At 47.2% G+C, this 19,352-nt stretch carries 16 protein-coding genes; 1 reads left to right on the plus strand and 15 read right to left on the minus strand.

The window, feature by feature from the left end; all coding sequences use genetic code 11:
• Position 1 precedes the first annotated feature (1 nt).
• From B0H99_RS05390 to B0H99_RS05430, 9 genes are all read right to left on the minus strand, one after another.
• Positions 2-1,693, minus strand: coding sequence for a methylmalonyl-CoA mutase family protein (locus B0H99_RS05390; protein WP_106532616.1), 1,692 nt, complete (start codon positions 1,691-1,693; stop codon positions 2-4).
• A 107-nt stretch (positions 1,694-1,800) separates the two neighbouring features.
• Complete coding sequence (locus B0H99_RS05395; protein ID WP_106532761.1) at positions 1,801-3,144, minus strand: dihydrolipoamide acetyltransferase family protein; 1,344 nt, start codon at positions 3,142-3,144, stop codon at positions 1,801-1,803.
• Positions 3,145-3,592: 448 nt separating this feature from the next.
• Complete coding sequence (locus B0H99_RS05400; protein ID WP_106532617.1) at positions 3,593-4,576, minus strand: alpha-ketoacid dehydrogenase subunit beta; 984 nt, start codon at positions 4,574-4,576, stop codon at positions 3,593-3,595.
• Positions 4,576-5,580 (minus strand): thiamine pyrophosphate-dependent dehydrogenase E1 component subunit alpha, encoded by a 1,005-nt coding sequence (locus tag B0H99_RS05405; RefSeq protein ID WP_106532618.1) that lies wholly within the window; start codon positions 5,578-5,580, stop codon positions 4,576-4,578. The genes B0H99_RS05400 and B0H99_RS05405 overlap by 1 nt, the downstream gene beginning before the upstream one ends.
• A 13-nt stretch (positions 5,581-5,593) precedes the next feature.
• Entirely contained in the window at positions 5,594-7,021 is a 1,428-nt protein-coding gene (lpdA, locus tag B0H99_RS05410; RefSeq protein ID WP_106532619.1) for a dihydrolipoyl dehydrogenase, read from the minus strand.
• A gap of 23 nt (positions 7,022-7,044) precedes the next feature.
• Entirely contained in the window at positions 7,045-8,130 is a 1,086-nt protein-coding gene (buk, locus tag B0H99_RS05415; RefSeq protein WP_106532620.1) for a butyrate kinase, read from the minus strand.
• 21 nt (positions 8,131-8,151) lie between these two features.
• Positions 8,152-9,246 carry a Leu/Phe/Val dehydrogenase gene (locus tag B0H99_RS05420; protein WP_106532621.1) on the minus strand — a complete coding sequence of 365 codons (1,095 nt, stop codon included), beginning with the start codon at positions 9,244-9,246 and terminating at the stop codon, positions 8,152-8,154.
• A 21-nt stretch (positions 9,247-9,267) separates the two neighbouring features.
• On the minus strand, positions 9,268-10,179 hold the full coding sequence (gene yqiS / locus B0H99_RS05425) for a phosphate butyryltransferase (RefSeq protein WP_106532622.1): 912 nt from the start codon (positions 10,177-10,179) through the stop codon (positions 9,268-9,270).
• Between the two features lie 133 nt (positions 10,180-10,312).
• The gene (locus tag B0H99_RS05430; protein ID WP_106532623.1) at positions 10,313-12,358 is read right to left on the minus strand and encodes a sigma 54-interacting transcriptional regulator; all 2,046 of its coding nucleotides are present in this window, start codon (positions 12,356-12,358) and stop codon (positions 10,313-10,315) included.
• A 125-nt stretch (positions 12,359-12,483) separates the two neighbouring features.
• Here B0H99_RS05430 and B0H99_RS05435 point away from each other — a divergent pair, with 125 nt between their 5' ends.
• Positions 12,484-12,717 carry a DUF2627 domain-containing protein gene (locus tag B0H99_RS05435; protein ID WP_106532624.1) on the plus strand — a complete coding sequence of 78 codons (234 nt, stop codon included), beginning with the start codon at positions 12,484-12,486 and terminating at the stop codon, positions 12,715-12,717.
• Positions 12,718-12,783: 66 nt separating this feature from the next.
• On the opposite strand, the gene B0H99_RS05440 is transcribed toward B0H99_RS05435, so the two are convergent.
• The 6 genes from B0H99_RS05440 to dxs form a co-directional block, all read right to left on the minus strand.
• Positions 12,784-13,227 (minus strand): plastocyanin/azurin family copper-binding protein, encoded by a 444-nt coding sequence (locus B0H99_RS05440; RefSeq protein ID WP_245894409.1) that lies wholly within the window; start codon positions 13,225-13,227, stop codon positions 12,784-12,786.
• Between the two features lie 327 nt (positions 13,228-13,554).
• Positions 13,555-14,304 carry a sporulation transcription factor Spo0A gene (spo0A, locus tag B0H99_RS05445; RefSeq protein WP_106532625.1) on the minus strand — a complete coding sequence of 250 codons (750 nt, stop codon included), beginning with the start codon at positions 14,302-14,304 and terminating at the stop codon, positions 13,555-13,557.
• Positions 14,305-14,338: 34 nt separating this feature from the next.
• Entirely contained in the window at positions 14,339-16,036 is a 1,698-nt protein-coding gene (recN, locus tag B0H99_RS05450) for a DNA repair protein RecN (RefSeq protein ID WP_106532626.1), read from the minus strand.
• An 18-nt stretch (positions 16,037-16,054) separates the two neighbouring features.
• Positions 16,055-16,504: a transcriptional regulator AhrC/ArgR gene (gene ahrC / locus B0H99_RS05455; protein ID WP_106532627.1), complete on the minus strand. Its 450-nt coding sequence runs from the start codon at positions 16,502-16,504 to the stop codon at positions 16,055-16,057.
• A 97-nt stretch (positions 16,505-16,601) separates the two neighbouring features.
• Positions 16,602-17,423 carry a TlyA family RNA methyltransferase gene (locus B0H99_RS05460; protein WP_106532628.1) on the minus strand — a complete coding sequence of 274 codons (822 nt, stop codon included), beginning with the start codon at positions 17,421-17,423 and terminating at the stop codon, positions 16,602-16,604.
• Positions 17,420-19,324, minus strand: a complete 1,905-nt coding sequence (gene dxs / locus B0H99_RS05465) for a 1-deoxy-D-xylulose-5-phosphate synthase (RefSeq protein WP_106532629.1) — start codon at positions 19,322-19,324, stop codon at positions 17,420-17,422. The genes B0H99_RS05460 and dxs overlap by 4 nt, the downstream gene beginning before the upstream one ends.
• Between the last annotated feature and the right edge of the window lie 28 nt (positions 19,325-19,352).

A 19,352-nucleotide genomic window follows, 5' to 3' on the forward strand; every position in this document is an offset into this window, starting at 1 on the left:
ATTAAAAAGCCTTCTTTCCTAAGTTCAAGATTTGCTCGAGTTTATCTGTGATCGGTTTCCCGCTGTAAATCGAATCCCACACGCCGTAAGGCTTCCACGCATCAAGTTGTTCCGCCGGATATTTGCCGGCAATATCCACTGCGGCCCGTGTTGAAAGTGCCGGCACCATTTCTGCCACCTTTTCCTTCGGTCCGCATAGAACGGCATAATCGATATCATGTTCGGCTAGAAAGCGGTTGATGCTGTCGGCTGATTGGAGCTCTGGGCTTATAAGCGGTTCGATGCCGCCGACCGCCAAAAATCCAGTCACAAAATCCGATTGGCGCTTAACGTCTTTTAACGGTCCCAAATGAAGCACAGCTGTTTTCAGGAGCGTCTCTTTGCTTTTCGCTCTCAGCTTTTCAAAAGGTGCAGCCAAGCGTTTTGCCGTGGCATATTCTAAATGGCTGTATTCGATTTCTTGATCTTTTATCGGCTCCAGCGGATTGGCGTAAATATTTGTGCCGATAAGCGACGCTTTCCGAGTGGAAACTTCCTTTTCACGCTGCAGCCATTTCACTTGGATATCGTCGGTCAACCAGCCTGATTTCATCACTACCGAATAGCCGCCTGCCCCTTCGATTTCCAAGAAATATTGCCATGCCGCATCTACATATTCTTTTGTCAGCGTCTCAATAAAATAAGAACCTGCCGAAGCATCCAGTGTATGCGACACATGCGTTTCTTCTTTGATGACCAATTGAATATTGCGCGCTATGCGGCGGCTGATCGGATCAGGGTTTGTCAAAAAGTCATGTGGCAAAACCGTATGGGCATCTGTACCGCCCAGTACCGCGGAAAATGTTGCATTGCCGGCCCGCAGCAAATTGACGTACGGATCCAATTTTGAATACGACCGCACGGACGTTTCTGTAAAAATCGGGATTGCCGGCGCTTCTTGTCCGTAAGCGGAACAAAAAGCGCTCCACAGGATCCGAAAAGCGCGCAGCTTCGCAATTTCCTGGAAGAAATGGGTATCAACTGCAAAGCGGACCCAAAGACGTCCTGCTGTTCCGGCAAAATCTTCCGCATCCATTTTTTCTGCAAGCATGCTGAGTGCAACACCCAGCTCATGGATAATGGTGCCCCCGGAATTATGGACAGGAAGCAGATCGATTCGCTCTGTCCGTACGTTGACGGGAGCATCTACCGGTTCTTCCGAAAAAATGACGCCTCGCACGTTTTCCATTCGTGCACTTTCAACCCACTCGAAAACACGCAAAATATCCCGGTTTTCTTGTGTCAACTTGAAGTAGATAGGATGCTCTGTGATCAAACTGGCGAGTTCTTTGAGTTCATGGTCCTGCCAATCCATTTTCTTAAAGCTGGCGTAAACGATCATATCGTTGCCGCGTGCCACATCATCTTTTGCTTTCGCTAAGAAATCTGCAGGTGAATCCGCTGCAATTTCTTGCGCTACCAGCCAGCCTGGTTTTTGTTTGCCGTTACGGACCGCTTCTGCTTGCACCGGCAAAGCGGCGCTTAAGCGGTCAAGCATGTTTTTTGTATAAAGCGGTTCCAGTATTATCCCTTCGGTTGTGAGCGTTTTCAATTCTTCAAACGGCTTGCCTTTGAGCCCTTCTTCGGCTGCAAGTTGCCACTCAGCATATGTACGTTGCGAAAATTTCGTCTTTTTCATCGATTCAATCGTCACGCTGTTCCCTCCTCGAGGCTATCTATTTTCATTTTACCTGAGTATCCTTTTACATTAAAGGAAAAAAAGCTTGAAGTCCTAGGACCCCAAGCTTTTCGCCAATGCCGTTAATAAACGGAGGTGTTTTCTTTGGACATGTTCTCCAAAATCGCTTTTACTCGCGCCAAGAATTGGCCGCAGACAAGACCATCAAGCACACGGTGATCCAAAGACAGGCATAAGTTGACCATATCCCGGGCAGCAATCATGCCGTTGTTCATGATTACCGGGCGTTTGACGATCGATTCCACTTGGACGATTGCCGCTTGCGGATGATTGATGATGCCCATTGACTGGACAGAACCGAACGAGCCGGTGTTGTTGACGGTAAATGTGCCGCCTTGCATATCGGCTGAACCTAATTTGCCATTACGGGCTTTCAATGCCAAATCGTTGATATCGCGGCCGATGCCTTTAATGGATTTTTCATCGGAATTTCGGATAACCGGTACGAATAAAGCATTGTCAGACGCGACAGCGATGGAAATGTTAATGTCTTTTTTCTGGATGATTTTATCTCCAGCCCACATCGAATTCATCATCGGGAATTCTTTTAATGCCTGGGAGATCGCTTTTACGAAAAACGCGAAATACGTAATGTTGAATCCTTCTTTTTTCTTGAATTCGCCTTTGATCGAATCGCGGTATGCAACAAGATCCGTCACGTCCACTTCAATCATCATCCATGCATGCGGCGCTTCATGCTTGCTCTTCAGCATGTTCGCAGCGATCGCGCGGCGAACGCCGGTTACCGGAATTTCAATATCTCCCGGTGCGCTTTCGATCGGCGCTGATTTTGGAGCAGGCGCCGCTGCAGCCGGAGCTTGTGGTTTTGGAGCTTCCGCTTGTTCAGCAACAGGTTCCGCTTGTTCAACAGGAGCGTCTCCCGCTTTCGGGATGTTGCCGCTTTCGATAATCGCCATCAAATCTTTGCGTGTGATGCGGCCTTCGTTGCCGGAACCTGTCACTTGCGTCAAATCGATGTCGTTATCTTGAGCCAAACGCAGAACAGCCGGTGAGTAACGGGCTTTTGAGCCTACCGGACGCGCAGGCTGTGAAGAACCTTTGGTGCCTGTAAGGCCCTTGGTTACTTCCGTATCTGCAGCCGGCATGACGTTTTCTTTTCCTGCTTCGGCCGGCTTGTTGTCTTCAGCAGGAGCAGAATCGCCGCCTTCGGTTTCGATCGTACAGACGATTTCCCCTACAGCCAATGTTTCTCCTTCAGAAGCGATCAATTCCTTAACGATGCCTGTAAACGAAGAAGGAACTTCCGCCGTTACTTTATCTGTGTTGACTTCCGCCAAAGGATCGTACTTATTGACGTGGTCACCTGGCTGGACGAGCCATTTTTCAATGGTTCCTTCTGTCACACTTTCACCAAGCTGAGGCATTTTTATGTTTTCAATAGCCAAAGGGATTCCTCCTTTTTTGCATTTTAATAGTAGTTCAAAGGAAAATAGCGTTCTTACGCCGCTTCGGCCGCTTTGGGCCTGGCTTTCGCCATGAGCCGGAAAGAACGTCCGTCTCATAGTTTCGCCTAGCCCACGGACGCGCCGGCGCTAAAAATATTACAAAATAATGAGCATTTAGTGTTGATTCGCTGTTTTTATAAAAATATGGAGCAAAACAGCGGAGAAAACCGTGTGCGCCTGCATCGCTGCGCTGCTTCGGCCAACGTCTTTCCTGCGGGAAAGCGAGACAGCCGAGACCCCGCAGTCGTAAAGCGACGAGGAGGCTTGGCGCGAGCCCGCGGCTTTTAAAACAGGTGCTCCTGCGCAAGCTCGTCGCAAAGCTATTGGCCTTGCAGATCACGGCCAATAGCTTCGCAGCTGTTTTGCGGAATATCAACAACAGAATTAATTAAAACTCCGCCAATTCCCGCATCGCTTTTTCAACTTTATCCGGGTTGATCATAAAGTATTTTTCCATTGTTGGTGCGTATGCCATTGCCGGAACATCCGGGCCAGCTAAGCGTTTGATCGGAGCGTCAAGATCGAACAGGCAGTTTTCTGCGATGATCGCTGCCACTTCGCCGATGATGCTTCCTTCTTTGTTGTCTTCTGTTACGAGCAATACTTTGCCGGTTTTCTTCGCTGCTTCGATGATGCCTTCTTTATCCAATGGATAAATTGTGCGAAGATCAAGAACGTGCGCGGAAATGCCGTCTTCAGCCAGGCGCTCTGCCGCTTGAAGCGCAAAGTGCACCGCTAGGCCGTAAGTGATGACCGTGATGTCGTCACCTTCACGCTTAACATCAGCTTTGCCGATTTCAATTGTATAATCGTCTTCCGGCACTTCGCCTTTGATTAAACGGTAAGCACGTTTGTGCTCGAAAAACATGACCGGATCTTCATCGCGGATCGCTGCTTTCAACAAACCTTTTGCATCGTAAGGTGTTGAAGGGATAACGATTTTAAGTCCAGGCTGGTTCGCAAATACCGCTTCAACTGATTGAGAGTGGTAAAGTGCACCGTGGACGCCGCCGCCAAATGGCGCACGAAAAACGATCGGACAAGACCAGTCGTTGTTTGAGCGATAACGGATGCGTGATGCTTCCGAAATGATCTGGTTTACTGCCGGCATGATGAAATCCGCAAATTGGAATTCAGCAATCGGACGCATGCCGTACATTGCAGCACCGATGGCCACACCCGCAATCGCAGATTCAGCAAGCGGTGCATCAACTACGCGGTCTTCGCCGAATTGGTCATAGAGGCCTTGAGTCGCTTTGAAGACACCGCCTTTTTTACCAACATCTTCGCCTACGACAAAAACGTTGTCATCTCGTTCCATTTCTTCTTTCATGGCAAGCGTGATGGCATCAATATAAGACATAACTGCCATTATTCGTTACCTCCTTGTTCTGCGTAAACGTATTTTAAAGCGTGTTCCGGTTCCGCATACGGGGCATTTTCTGCGTAATCAGTCGCTTCGTTGACAATTGCCATAATCCGTTTATTGATATCGGCCTCTAGTTCATCATCCATGATGCGGTTTTCTTTCAAGTAAGCGCCGAATAAAAGGATCGGATCTTTTTCTTTTTGAGCAGCCAATTCGTCAGCTGAACGGTACTGGCGATGATCATCGTCGGATGAATGGGCCGTCATGCGTTCTGACACTGTCTCAATCAAGCTCGGGCCTTCGCCGCGGCGTGCGCGGTCGGCAGCTTCTTTGACGTGCTTGTACACTTCAATCGGATCAGTGCCGTCGATTGTCACGCCCGGCATGCCGTATCCAGCTGCGCGGTCAGAGACATTCTTACTAGCTACTTGACGGTCATATGGAACAGAAATTGCGTATTTGTTGTTTTCAACCATTGTGATGATCGGCAACTTATGGACGCCAGCAAAGTTCAAACCTTCGTGGAAATCACCTTGGTTGGAAGATCCTTCGCCAAGCGTAGTGAACGTGATAAAGTCTTCTTTTTTCATTTTGCCGGCTAGCGCAACGCCTACTGCATGAGGCAATTGGGTCGTAACAGGCGATGAACCGGTCAAGATGCGGTTTTTCTTCTGGCCAAAATGCCCTGGCATTTGGCGGCCACCGGAGTTCGGGTCTTCTGCTTTCGCGAAAGCGGATAACATCAATTCTTTTGGCGTCATGCCGAAATGCAGCACCACACCAAGATCGCGGTAATAAGGTGCGATATAGTCTTTTTGGTTATCAAGCGCAAAAGCCGCTCCTACTTGAGCTGCTTCCTGCCCCTGGCAAGATATGACGAACGGAATTTTCCCCGCCCGGTTCAACAGCCACATGCGCTCATCGACGCGGCGGGCTGTCAGCATTGTTTCATACATTTTCAGCAAATCATCACTCGATAAGCCGACTTCTTCGTGTTTTGAAACCATTAGAATTCCTCCTTCAACTGTGAATCGCTTTGCCGTCAACAGCCAACGCCGCTTCGCCCATGATTTCTGACAATGTAGGGTGCGGGTGGATGGTATCGGCGATTTCCCACGGAGTAGCATCCAGAACCATGGCAAGGCCCGCTTCTGAAATCATATCGGTAACATGGGGACCGATCATATGAACGCCTAAAATATCGTTCGTGTCTTTGTTTGCGACAATTTTCACAAAACCGTCGGATTCGCCATAAACCAGCGCTTTTCCGATTGCCTTAAACGAAAATTTACCCACTTTAACGTTAAAGCCTTGTTCTTTTGCCTGATCTTCCGTTATCCCGACGCTTGCCGCTTCCGGATTGGAATAAATGCAGCGGGATACCAAATCGTAATTGATCGGGTGCGGGTTGTTTCCTTTAATATGTTCAACAGCCGTAATGCCTTCATGAGAAGCAACATGGGCAAGCTGCAGCCCACCGATAACATCGCCGATCGCATATATATGGGATTCTTTCGTCTGGAACGATTCCTTAACTTTAATAAAACCTTTTTCTACAATGATATCCGTATTTTCAAGACCGATATTCTCTACGTTTGCTTGGCGGCCAACAGAAACCAGCATTTTCTCTGCAGCAAATGTTTCCATTTCGCCTTTGATTTCTGCTTGGATCGTTACGCCATCTTCACCTGTAACAAGTGTATCCGCTACCACTTTTGCGCCGACTGCGAATTTGATGCCTTTTTTTGTCATCAATTTCAGCATTTCTTTTGATACGTCTTTGTCTTCTGTCGGAATGATGCGGTCTGCATACTCGATGACCGTTACGTCTACGCCGAAATCGTTAAGCATTGACGCCCATTCAATCCCGATCACACCGCCGCCAACAATCAATATAGATTGGGGCAGTTCTTCCATTAACAAAGCTTCATCCGAACTCATAACAAATTTACCATCAATCGTTAAGCCGGGAAGGGTCCGCGGACGAGAACCGGTTGCAATGATGACGTTGTTCGGAATCAACATTTCGTTTTCTTCCCCGTTGTTCATTTCGACAGATACCGTTCCGGCATTCGGAGAAAAGATGGAAGGGCCGAGAATGCGGCCGATGCCTTCGTAAACATCGATTTTGCCTTTCTTCATTAATCCTTGAACACCGGCATGCAATTGGTCGACAATGCCTTGTTTGCGTTGTTGGACACGGGAAAAATCAAGCGAAACTTCTCCGGTTTGAACACCGAAATCCGCTGCATGGTTTTTCGTCGTGGAATAAACTTCTGCGCTTCTAAGCAATGCTTTGCTTGGAATGCACCCTTTATGCAGGCACGTTCCGCCGAGATTACCTTTTTCAACAATCGCTGTTTTCAAGCCAAGCTGGGCGGAACGGATGGCAGCTACGTAACCGCCTGTTCCGCCTCCAAGTATGACTACATCGTAATTCTGAGCCATTAAAACGGCCTCCCTTTACCTTTTTATCCTAACGGATAGATTTTTGCGTTTTCTTCGCCTTTCAAAACACGGACTGCCCCTTCGGCCAAGGCCTGAAGCTCGTTTTCGCCAGGGTAGACGGCTACATCAGCGATCCAATTGACACGCTCCGTGATCGATTCAACAAACCCTTTTCCATAGGCTAAGCCGCCCGTCAAGATGATGGCATCGACATTGCCGCGTAAAACGGCGCTTGCAGAACCGATCTCCCGTGCTACTTGGTACGCCATCGCTTCATATATAAGTTCGGCTTCTTTGTCGCCTTTTTGGATACGTTTTTCTACAGTAACGGCGTCATTCGTACCCAAATATCCGACCAATCCGCCTTGTCCGACCAGTTTTTTCATGATTTCATGGCGGTAATACTGCCCTGAGAAACACAGCTCCACTAAGTCGCCAGCCGGAACGGTTCCGGCACGTTCAGGACTGAACGGCCCATCTCCGTGAAGGCCGTTATTGACCTCGATCACGCGGCCCCCGGAATGGGCGCCGACCGTAATGCCACCGCCCATATGAGTGACTATTAGATTTAATTCGTTATATTTGCGGCCTTTGTCCATGGCGTAACGCCTTGCGACCGCTTTTTGGTTTAATGCATGGAAAATCGACTTGCGGCTGATCAATGAAAAACCGGATACTCTGGCAATGGGATCAAGTTCATCGACCACTACCGGGTCCACGATAAACGATGGGATATTAAGCCCGCTTGCAATCTCAAAGGCAATAATTCCGCCGAGATTTGATGCATGCTGGCCTGAATAACCCCTCCGCAAATCTTCAAGCATTGTTTCATTTACTGAATAGGTTCCGCCTTCGATCGGGCGAAGCAATCCGCCCCTTCCGCATACCGCGGAAAGATTGGAAACGTTCATGCCTTCTTCGTCCAGCGCTTCCAGTATTGTCTGTTTGCGAAAAGCGTATTGATCGATGATAGAAGAAAAGCCGGCAATCGCTTGGGATGAATGCCGGATGGTCTTTTCCATAATTAGGACATCGTTGTCAAAAACGCCGATCTTAGTCGAAGTCGAACCAGGATTGATGACTAGTACGCGATACAGCTGTTCTTGCACAGCGGCCCCTCCGTTCTTTTTTTAGCGTCTGCTAAGAATATTGTGTTCATTGCGCAAAAACTGGCTGCGGGATTTACGGACACGCTCGATGCGTTCTTCCGCCATGCGGTCAGCAGCAATATAGCTAGGAACGTTATCGCGTTTTGAGATTTCAAAGATTTTTGAAATGCTGTCGTAGATCGTCTCAACACGTTTCATCGCGCGTTCTTGGTTATAACCGTAAAGCTCATCGGCAACATTGATAACACCGCCGGAATTGATTACGAAATCAGGAGTATAGACAATGCCGCGCGCTTCCAGTTCGTCACCGTGGCGGGCTTCTTTCAGCTGGTTGTTTGCAGCACCTGCCACCAGTTTCACTTTTAGCTGCGGGATGGTTTCATCGTTGATGATGGCGCCCATTGCACACGGTGCGAAAATGTCTGCTTCTTGTGAGTAGATGTCATTCGGCTCTACCGCAGTTGCGCCAAAGTCGTTGACTGCACGCTGGACAGATTCTTTATTGATGTCTGTTACAATCAGTTTTGCCCCTTCTTCATGAAGGTGTTTGCAAAGGGTGTATGCCACGTTTCCGACACCTTGCACCGCTACGGTTTTGCCTTCTAGCGAATCGTCGCCGAACGCTTCAAGAGCAGCAGCTTTCATTCCTGTATATACGCCATATGCCGTTACAGGAGAAGGGTTGCCTGATGAACCGAAAGCCGGCGATACGCCTGTCACGAAATCCGTCTCTTCGCGGATCAGGTCCATATCGGCAACAGTAGTGCCCACATCTTCAGCTGTAATATAGCGGCCATTCAAACCTTGGATAAAACGCCCGAACGCACGGAACATTTCTTCGTTTTTATCTTTCAATGGGTCACCGATGATGACGGTTTTACCACCGCCAAGATTAAGTCCAGCAGCTGCGTTTTTATAAGTCATTCCGCGGCCAAGGCGGATAGCGTCTTCAATCGCTTCTTCTTCAGTTGCGTAATTCCACATGCGCGTCCCGCCAAGTGCTGGTCCGAGCGTTGTATCATGGATGCAGATGATCGCTTTCAAGCCAGAATTTTTATCTTGGCAAAAAATCAATTGCTCGTAATCGTGTTCTTCCATCTTTTTGAAAATTTCCATTGTCAATTCCTCCTAGGGGTCTCATGAAATTGTTGATGAACAGATTGCTAGAGCGAGCGAAAACAACTTGCTTTCGGCACTGTCTGCGCGGGAAGTTAAAACGATCGGCGCTTTTGCGCCTGCAATTACCCCGCCCACTTTCGCATTAGAAAAGTAAACCAATGATTTGTACAAAATGTTGCCTGATTCAATATTGGGAACAAGAAGAATGTCGGCTCTTCCGGCGGTGTCTCCTTGTATTCCTTTATGGCCCGCTGCTTCCAAGGAAACGGCGTTGTCTAATGCCAATGGGCCGTCTACGATGCAATCGGTAATTTGCCCCCGCCTGTTCATTGCAGTCAAAGCAGCAGCATCGAGCGTCGCTTGCATATTCGGATTGACCACTTCAACCGCAGCAAGTGGAGCCACGATCGGCAGATCGACGCCAACAGAACGTGCAATTTGTACGGCGTTTTGGATGATTTGGGCTTTCTGCTGAAGGTCCGGAGTAATATTCATCCCTGCGTCCGTAACAAAAATCAACCGATCGAATCCCTGGATTTCAAATGCTGCTACATGGGATAAAACACTTCCCGTCCGCAGTCCAAAATCAGGATTTAAAACAGCTTTCAGTAAAACAGCTGTTGATATATGGCCTTTCATCAGCACATTGGACTCATTTATGTAAACTGACTTAACGGCTTCTTGTGCAGCTTGCACCGCGTTTTTAACATGATAAAGCTGAATCTTCGGATGCCTGTCCAAATGCGGAAAGTCGCTTTGGATCATTTCTTTCAATTTCAACTCATCATCATACAACTTAAAACTTGCGAGATTCCGTTCAAGCGCCAAACTGACCGATTCTAAAACTTCATGGTCAGCAGCAGCAGCGACTGCAACGGAATTTTCTTCGTTTTCCGAAATGCTCTCTATCAGTTTGGATAATGTGGTCATATTGTGTCACCTCATTCCTTTTAATTAAAACAGATAAAACGTGATGATATAAGGTTTGTAAGCGTTTTATTTCGCTTTTTCACCCTTATACTTTGCAAATAATTGCAAAACCGTGCAATAGATTGCAAAACCATCAGTTCAATCCATATTTTTCTAACTTGTAATACAATGTGCGCAATGATATTTCAAGTTGTTTGGCTGTTTTGGATTTATTGCCTTTAAATTGCGTGAGAGCATGATGCAATATTGCACGCTCTACCGTATCCAATTGTTCCTGCAACGGAACAGATGCTTCGACAACCACTTCGTTTTTCGCTTCTGCCGCCCGCAGCATGTTGAGCGGTATATGCTCCTCGGTCAATACATGTTCATGCATCTGCATGAAGATCATGGACCGGCTGATGACATTTTCCAATTCCCGGACATTGCCCGGCCAATCATAGACGCGCAATAGCTGCAGCGCCTTATCGGTAATCGACTCGACTTTCCGGCCATATTCCTGATTGAGCTTGACCAATAAGCGCTCGGCGATGTTCGGAATGTCTTGTTTTCGGCTGCGTAGCGGCGGTATTAAAATCGGCATGCGGTTCAGGCGGTAATAAAGATCTTCCCTGAATGACCCATCAAGCAAAGCTTTTTCCATATTGGCGTTGGTCGAGGCAATCACACGAACGTTGACTGGGACCGGCTTTGTTCCACCGATGCGAAGCGTTTCGTGTTCCTGCAGAACGCGCAGCAATTTGCTTTGAATGGCGGGCGAAAGCTCACCGATTTCGTCCAAGAAAATACTGCCGTTATTCGCCTCTTCAAAAAGCCCGCGCTTTTCCCCGCTCTTGACAAAAGGAACTGCCCCTTCCTCGTAACCGAAAAGCTCGCTTTCCAATATATCTTCAGATAAAGCAGCGCAGTTGACACGCACGAACTTGTTGAATTTCCGGTCGCTGGCGCTATGGATGGCATGGGCAAACAGCTCTTTCCCTGTGCCTGACTCTCCGCGCAAAAGAACGGTGACCAATGTTTGGGCAGCAAGCTTTGCCTGCTGGAGCGACAGTTGCATTTCAGAAGAATTTCCGACAATATCATCAAACGTATATTTCGATTCGAGCGTCCGGATGATGCTGCGGGCCCGATCCAACTCTTTCATTAAGGACCGGATTTCGGTCGTGTCATGGATAACGCCAACACTGCCTTTCAATTTGTTATCGACAATGATCGGCGCAACGTTGACTATCACTTCCCGGTTTGCAGGACCGACCTTCATTTCAACGCCTCGGACCGGTTTTCGGGTTTTCAGTGCTTTAAAATGCATACTCTCCCCTTCGGATATATCCGCCGATGCCGGCTGCCCGATCACATCTTCTGTCTGCAGCCCTGTTATACGGGTATAGGCCGGGTTAACGATCAATCCATTCCCCTTTTCATCAACGACTGAGATGGCATCGTCGCTTGATTGGATGATGGCCTGGAGCATCGTCTGCACTTCCTTCAGGTCCGTAATTTCTTCAGCTAGCGCCACGACTTCCGTTATATCTTTGAACACCGCGAAAGCCCCAATAATTTCTCCATGTTCGTCAATCATCGGAAATCTGGAAGTCACGATCTTCGAACCATTCTGCAATTGCAGTTCTTTGTTGAGTTCCGTCCTGCCGGTCTCGTAAATGCGGGGAAGTTCGCTCATCGTGATCAATTCGTGGATGTGTAGTCCCAAGGATGAAGCGATATCGACTTCGACCATGCGAGCTGCGCTCTTGTTCATGAAAATGACTCGGCTGTTTTTATCAATGCCGATCATGCCTTCTTCTATAGAATTGAAAATGATTTTCTGTTTATGGCTTTCTTCGCTTAATCTTGTAATAAAGTGCTCTTTTTCGTTCAATAAGTTGACGAGCACATTGGCAATGCTTCCTGGAATGATGACCGTCTTTTTCAAAAAGTGCAGCTGCAGATCCTGCTGTACAGCATCACTGCCGGTCGCATTAAAAACGATATCCACAACATCCTTATCAAAACTTTGAAAAGAATCGGCAGTATGGATTCCTAACGCTTCAGCAGTCTGAACCGCAGGAGCATGCAAATTTAAATCAACCACCCCATGGACATGAAGAAAATCTGATTCTAAAAGCACCTGTAAAATAGCAGATCCTCCGGTACCTCCACCCACAATCAATACATTTTGCAAATTTATTCACACCTTCCGCTCCATAGCATGCAAAATCTTGCAGCACTCTTATTAGCGTACCGCAGGATGGAATTCTTGACAACTATATTGGAATTGGGAACAATAGATAAAGAAGGAGTGGAAACATGGGACGTCTTTTAGCATTTATAGTCTTGCTTATTCCTGCCATTTTGGCTGCTTACGGTATAAAGCTTATGCGCGATACATTGTTCAATAAACTGCTGGAACCTTTTCCTGCACTATGGCTGCAATTTACGCTTGGCACCATTTTTGTTATTCTGGGCATCGGTTTTTTTGCCGGTTTCCTGCTCAACCGGGACCGCAAAAAAGGCAACGTACAAAAAAGATTTCAAAAATAAAAAGAGTTTCCGCTATGATGCGGAAACTCTTTTTATTTCACTCTTTCCTGTAGCAAGAAATCTTCTTTAATCGAATGCCACATTATGTTTTACATCATCCTGGTTCGTCCAAGTTATTACAGTTCCTGGTGCTATAGTCAATGATTTTTCTGCAAAAGCAAAGCCGGCGATTTCCACGGCTCCCTCTCCTGAAATGTCAGCCCCTTCTTCTACTATGACCGTCATCTGCATGTCCGGATGCGGCTCGCAGTGGATCGGGAACTCCCCGGCCTTATTAAATGCAAAGCTTGTTTTCTCGCCTTTTGCTAAAAGAGGCGACGCTTCACCGCTCCTGGCTTCGGGTGCATCTGCGGCACCGTTCTTTTCGCCTGCTTGCGCTTCAACATCCGGCCCTTCTTCCATTTCCTGTTCGACCGCGTCCATACTCTCTTCTGCTGGCTGTGCTTCCGTACCACAAGACCCTAGGAACAGCGGAACTCCAACAAGAAAATAGCCAATTGTTTTGTTCACTTAAACTTCCTCCTTCTAAAAGTAATTCTGATAGACGGAAAAGAACAATCAATGGAACATCCCCATTAAAACTCCATACAGCAACCAAGTTTTTTTCATTATGCTCCTGAACATCAATACCAGCAATGAATATTTTTAACCAATTTGCCGATACCATCTGTTGGAGAGCTGAAGGGTTTCTATTAAATTTTTCCTTATGTAAATTATTACAAGTTAACTTTTTAATAGAATTTATTCAAATTAAACGAGCTTAGTAAACAAAATTGTTTACTAAGCTCGTTTAAGAAATTATCAATAAAGTTAAATGGAAGGTTTCAGGCGTTCGTTCTAGTCGAATTTCAAACTTTCGGCCACCATGGCAATAAACTGGGAATTCGGAGGTTTCGTTTCCAAATGCTCTTCGTTGTACCCGAATATTTTCGAAAGCTGCTCGATTTCATTGTTGTTCCAGGCTATTTCGATGGCGTTGCGGATTGACCGTTCTACACGCGGCGGTGTCGTATCGAACTTTTCAGCAACTCCCGGATACAGGGATTTCGTCACTTTGTTCAACATTTCCGGTTCATCCAATACTAACGAGATGGCTTCTTTCAAATAAGCATAGCCATTCAAATGCGGTGGAATGCCGATTTCCTTGATGAAATTATTGATTTGCTCATCCCGCAGCTTTTTCTCGGCTTTTGGATCTGATACGGTTTCCTGATTCTGCATTATATGATTGATCTGCATCGCAAGCCGCTCTGCTTCAAAAGGTTTCATGATGAAATAGGAAGCGCCGTATTCCGCCGCTTGGCTCATGATCGCTTCTTGTCCAAAGGCGGACAGCATGATGACAGAAATGTTTTTGAGATTTTCGTTTTCTTTTATGGCATCAAGGACAGCAATGCCATCCAAATAAGGCATGATGACATCAAGCAGCAAAACGTCAACCTGGTGTTCTTTCAACATATTGATGCACATCTTGCCATTATATGCAATTGCCACCACTTCCATATTTGGTTGGCTTCCCAAATAATCGCTCATGAGGCTTACCAATTCGCGATTATCATCTGCAATTGCAATTTTTATTTTGTCCATCAACTTCTCCCCCTGATGACTATTTCTTGCTAAATTACCTCATCGTGAGTTTCCGGTCGTGCGCGAGCGTCAGTAACTCTTCCGCATGCTGCAGCGTCAGATCCGTTATTTCTGCTCCCGACAACATCCGGCTCATTTCTTCGGTGCGTTCCTGTCCGCCTAATTCTGTGACGGTGGTGATGGTTCTCTGGTTCTCAATCCTTTTTTCGATAAACAAATGCTGGTCAGCCATGGCTGCCACTTGAGGCAGATGGGAAATGCACAGCACCTGGGAATGAACCGAAATCGCCGCAATTTTCTCGGCAATTGCCTGTGCTACACGGCCGCTGACCCCTGTATCAACTTCATCAAAAATAAGCGATGTAACGCCCTGGTGTTTTGAAAAAATGGTTTTCAGTGCCAGCATCATCCGGGACAGTTCCCCGCCCGAAGCGACTTTTGTCAACGGTTTTAAAGGCTCGCCCAAGTTGGTTGATATATAGAATGAAATGGCATCCCGTCCGTTGCGGTCGAACTTGTTGTTCGGCAGCACATCAAAGTTCACTTCAAACGACGCTTTGCCCATATGGAGTTCCTGCAATTGCTCCATAATGGCTCCGCTTAACTTTTTGGCAGCCTTCTTCCGGAGCATCGTCAATTCCTCCGCTTCAACGCGGAGATCTTCGGTCAACTCTTTTAGTTTTTCCTGGTCAAGTTGAAGGCGCTTGTCGCGGTTCATCAATTTGTCCAGTTCGTCCGCCTGCGTTTCTTGGTAGATCAGAATATCCTCGACAGAAGCGCCATATTTTCGTTTCAGCGACTGAATCAACGCCAAACGCTGCTCGATTTCATTCAGCCGTTCGGGATCGAACTCCATATCGTCGATAATGCGCTTTATTTCCTGTGAAACATCTTGTATCTGGTAAAAAGCGCCGGACAGTGTTTCGGAATGGCTTGTAAACTGCTCATCGACCGATGCGGCATGTTCAAGTTCGGACATCGCTGAACCCACCCAATCAAGCCCTTTCGATTCGCCCTGGATCGCTTCATGTGCCGCAGACACAGATTCATAGATCTTGTTGAAATTCTGCAGCTTTTTACGCTCCGTCACCAATTCTTCCTCTTCGCCCGCGACAAGTTCAGCCGCGCCGATTTCCCGCAGCTGAAAAGTCAGTAAATCAATGCGTTGCGCGATTTGCTGCTCGTTTTCATTGTATGAAGCAAATTCTCGCCGCAAGCGGCTATATTTTTCGTAAGTATGCGCGTAACTTTCCCGCGCTTTCCCCAAACTTCCACCGGCAAACTGATCCAATAAATGCAGATGCTGTTTTTCATCCATCAATTCCTGGGTTTCGTGCTGGCCATGGATGTCGATCAAGACGCCTCCGACTTCACGCAAGATAGAGATTGTCACCAGCTTGCCATTGATCCGGCAGACGTTCTTTCCTTTGTCATTCAGCTCTCGCCGCAGTACAATGTCCCCATCACTTGCCGGAATGCCGAATTCCTCCATTTTGCGGAAAACAGGATGTTCTTCGTTGTCGAGCGAAAACAAGCCTTCGATTTCAGCTTTTTTGGCACCGTGGCGGATAAATTCCTGGCTGCCGCGTCCACCGGCCAATAAGTGGACCGCATCAATAATAATCGATTTACCGGCACCCGTTTCTCCGGTCAAGACAGTCAGCCCTTCAGTGAAACTGACAGTCAATGCATCAATGATCGCAAAATTGCGAATGTCCAATTCCCTCAGCATAACGATGTCACCTCTTTGTTAAAGCATTTCGATCAAGCGCTGTTTTAGAATTTCCCGGTGCTCCGTGTCGCGGCAAATGATCAAGCATGTATCGTCCCCACAAATGGTACCTAAAATTTCTTCCCAGCCGAGATGGTCGATCAATGACCCGATTGCGTGCGCATTCCCCGGCAATGTTTTCATGACTAGAAAATGGCTCGCTCCGTCAATGCTGACAAACGCGTCTGTCAGTGCCCGGTGCAGCTTCTGCATCGGATTAAAGCGCTGGTCCGCAGGCAAACTGTATTTGTAGCGCCCGTCCTGAAGCGGCACTTTCACCAGATGAAGTTCTTTTATATCACGCGAGACGGTTGCTTGCGTTACTGCATAGCCAGATGCTTTTAACAGGTCCACTAAATCGTCTTGCGTTTCAATTTCCTGATTCGAGATCAAGTCTCTAATTTTTATATGACGCTGCCCTTTGTTCATCGGGACCTCCTTGGATGAATAAATATTCTATATCCTTAATATCGTACCTTTAAACAGCCCTAAAAACAAGAAAACACATCCCAAAAAGGGATGCGTTTTACAACTTTTCGTGTGCCGTTTTAACCACTTCATCAACGTCCGCTTCAGCTATTCCCATTATTTCACTATTTTGTTCCGCAGATTGCAAATGAAACAGAAATTCGATATTGCCTTCGCCCCCAGTTATCGGCGAGAAACTCATGTTCTTCACATGGAACCCGGCTTCCACCGCAAATCCTCCGACTTTTAACAATACAGCACGGTGGACTTTCGGATCGCGGACAATGCCTTTTTTGCCGACATGTTCCCGGCCCGCCTCAAATTGGGGTTTCACGAGCGCGATAACATCACCGCCCGGCACAAGAATCTCTTTTAGTACAGGCAAGATAATTTTCAGCGAAATAAAAGATACATCGATTGTCGCAAATTCAGGGAGGCCTTGTTCAAAATCCTCCGGTTTTGAGTGGCGGAAATTGGTCCGTTCCATGACGGTCACGCGTTGGTCCTGACGAATTTTCCAGGCCAGCTGATTGTATCCTACATCAAGTGCATAACAATGCTTAGCGCCGTTTTGAAGTGCACAATCCGTAAAGCCGCCCGTCGAAGAGCCGATATCGAGCATCAGTTTCCCTTCGACGGAAAGGTCGAATTCAGCCAGCGCTTTTTCAAGCTTTAATCCGCCTCGGCTAACGTATTTCAAATCATTGCCTTTCATTTGAAGCGGTGCATCTTCGGAAATTTTCTCTCCCGGCCGGTCCATTCGCACTTCGTTCGAATAGATAATGCCAGCCATGATGGCCCGCTTCGCTTTTTCACGCGTTTCACAGATTCCCCGCTCCACTAACAAGACATCCACGCGCTCTTTCTTCGGTTTGTTCATAGTGCATTAGATCCCGCTTTTGCTTGGATTTGGACATGCTTTGTTACTCTTTTTACAACTTCATCGCTATTCAAATGAATTTCGTCCATTAATTCTCCCACGTCACCGTGCTCGATAAATTCATCTGGAATTCCCAAACGGTCTATAACGGCTTCCTGGTAACCGGCTTCTTGAGCAAATTCCATAACCGCACTGCCAAACCCGCCTTGCAGCACCGCTTCTTCAATTGTAACAACCGGAATGTTGCGGCTGAAGATTTCATGAAGCATTGCCGAATCCATCGGTTTGATAAACCGGGCGTTGACCACCTCGGCATTGATTCCTTGTTCCTGCAATTGCTCTGCCGCTTTCAGCGCCATTGGAATTGTTGTACCGAATGTTAGGATGACAGTGTCTGTACCTTCTTTCAGCACTTCCCAAGAACCGATTGGCAAGACTTGTAATTCACTGTCCATCGGGACGCCAAGGCCGTTTCCGCGCGGGTAGCGAAGCGCAATCGGACCATCATTGTAAGCAATCGCCGTTTTGACCATATGCTGGCCTTCGTTTTCATCTTTCGGCATCATGATCACCATATTCGGCATATGGCGCAAGAAGGCGATATCAAAAACGCCTTGATGCGTTTCGCCGTCTGCACCTACCAGGCCTGAACGGTCAATGCCGATAAAGACGTTCAAGTTCTGGCGGCAAATATCATGCAGGACTTGATCATAAGCACGCTGCAAAAATGTCGAATAAATCGCAAGGAACGGCTTCATGTTCTGTGTCGCAAGTCCTGCAGCCATCGTAGTGGCATGCTGTTCAGCGATGCCCACATCAAACATGCGGTCAGGAAACTCGGAAGCGAACCCTTCCAATTTCGATCCGACCGGCATTGCAGGAGTGATTACAGCAATGCGTCCGTCTGTACGCGCCAGTTTCCGTACCGTTTCTGCAACTAAACCGCTCCAAGAAGGAGCCGTATTTGAGGACTTCACCAGATCACCGGTTTCCATTTTGTAAGGACCGGTGCCATGCCAAGTACCGATAACGTCTTGTTCAGCAGGCAAAAAGCCTTTTCCTTTTTTTGTCAGGACATGCAAAAGAACAGGACCTTCAACTTTTTTGGCATAATTCAGATTTTCTTCCAGCTCTTCCAAGTTGTGGCCATCAATCGGACCTAGATAGGTAAAGCCAAGCTCTTCGAAAAAGACGCCGGATACGAGCAAATACTTTAAGCTGTCCTTGACGCGTTCTGCTGTCGAAGCAAGTTTGCCGCCGACTGCCGGAATCTTTTTCATCAAATATTCCAAATCGTCTTTCGCTTTGTTATATTTTCCGGCAGTGCGCAGACGGCCCAATACATTATGGAGAGCACCGACGTTTGGTGCAATCGACATCTCGTTATCATTGAGGATAACAATCATATTTGTCTGTTCGTGGCCGATATGGTTCAAGGCTTCAAGCGCCATTCCGCCCGTTAAAGCCCCATCTCCGATAATCGGAATCACGTGATTTTTTTCTTTTTTAATATCACGCGCTGCTGCCATTCCCATTGCTGCGGATAAAGAAGTTGAGCTATGCCCGGTCTCCCAGACATCATGATCGCTTTCATTGCGCTTCGGAAATCCACACAAGCCTTTAAACTGGCGCAGGGTATCGAATTGGCCCGCTCTGCCTGTTAAAATCTTATGTACATACGATTGGTGCCCCACATCCCATAGAAATTTGTCTGCAGGGCTGTCGAACACTTTATGCAAAGCGATTGTCAATTCCACAACGCCCAAGTTTGGTCCGATATGGCCACCTGTTCTAGATAAATTTTCAATTAAAAATTTCCGGATATCTTCGCTTAATTGAACGAGCTGTTTATTGTCCAGCTCTTTTAAGAAAGATGGACTTGTAATCGTCTGAAGATCCATTGCCATCACTCACCTTTTTCAAATTTTT

This window comes from Planomicrobium soli, from assembly GCF_003014655.1.
Lineage (GTDB): Bacteria > Bacillota > Bacilli > Bacillales_A > Planococcaceae > Planococcus > Planococcus soli_B.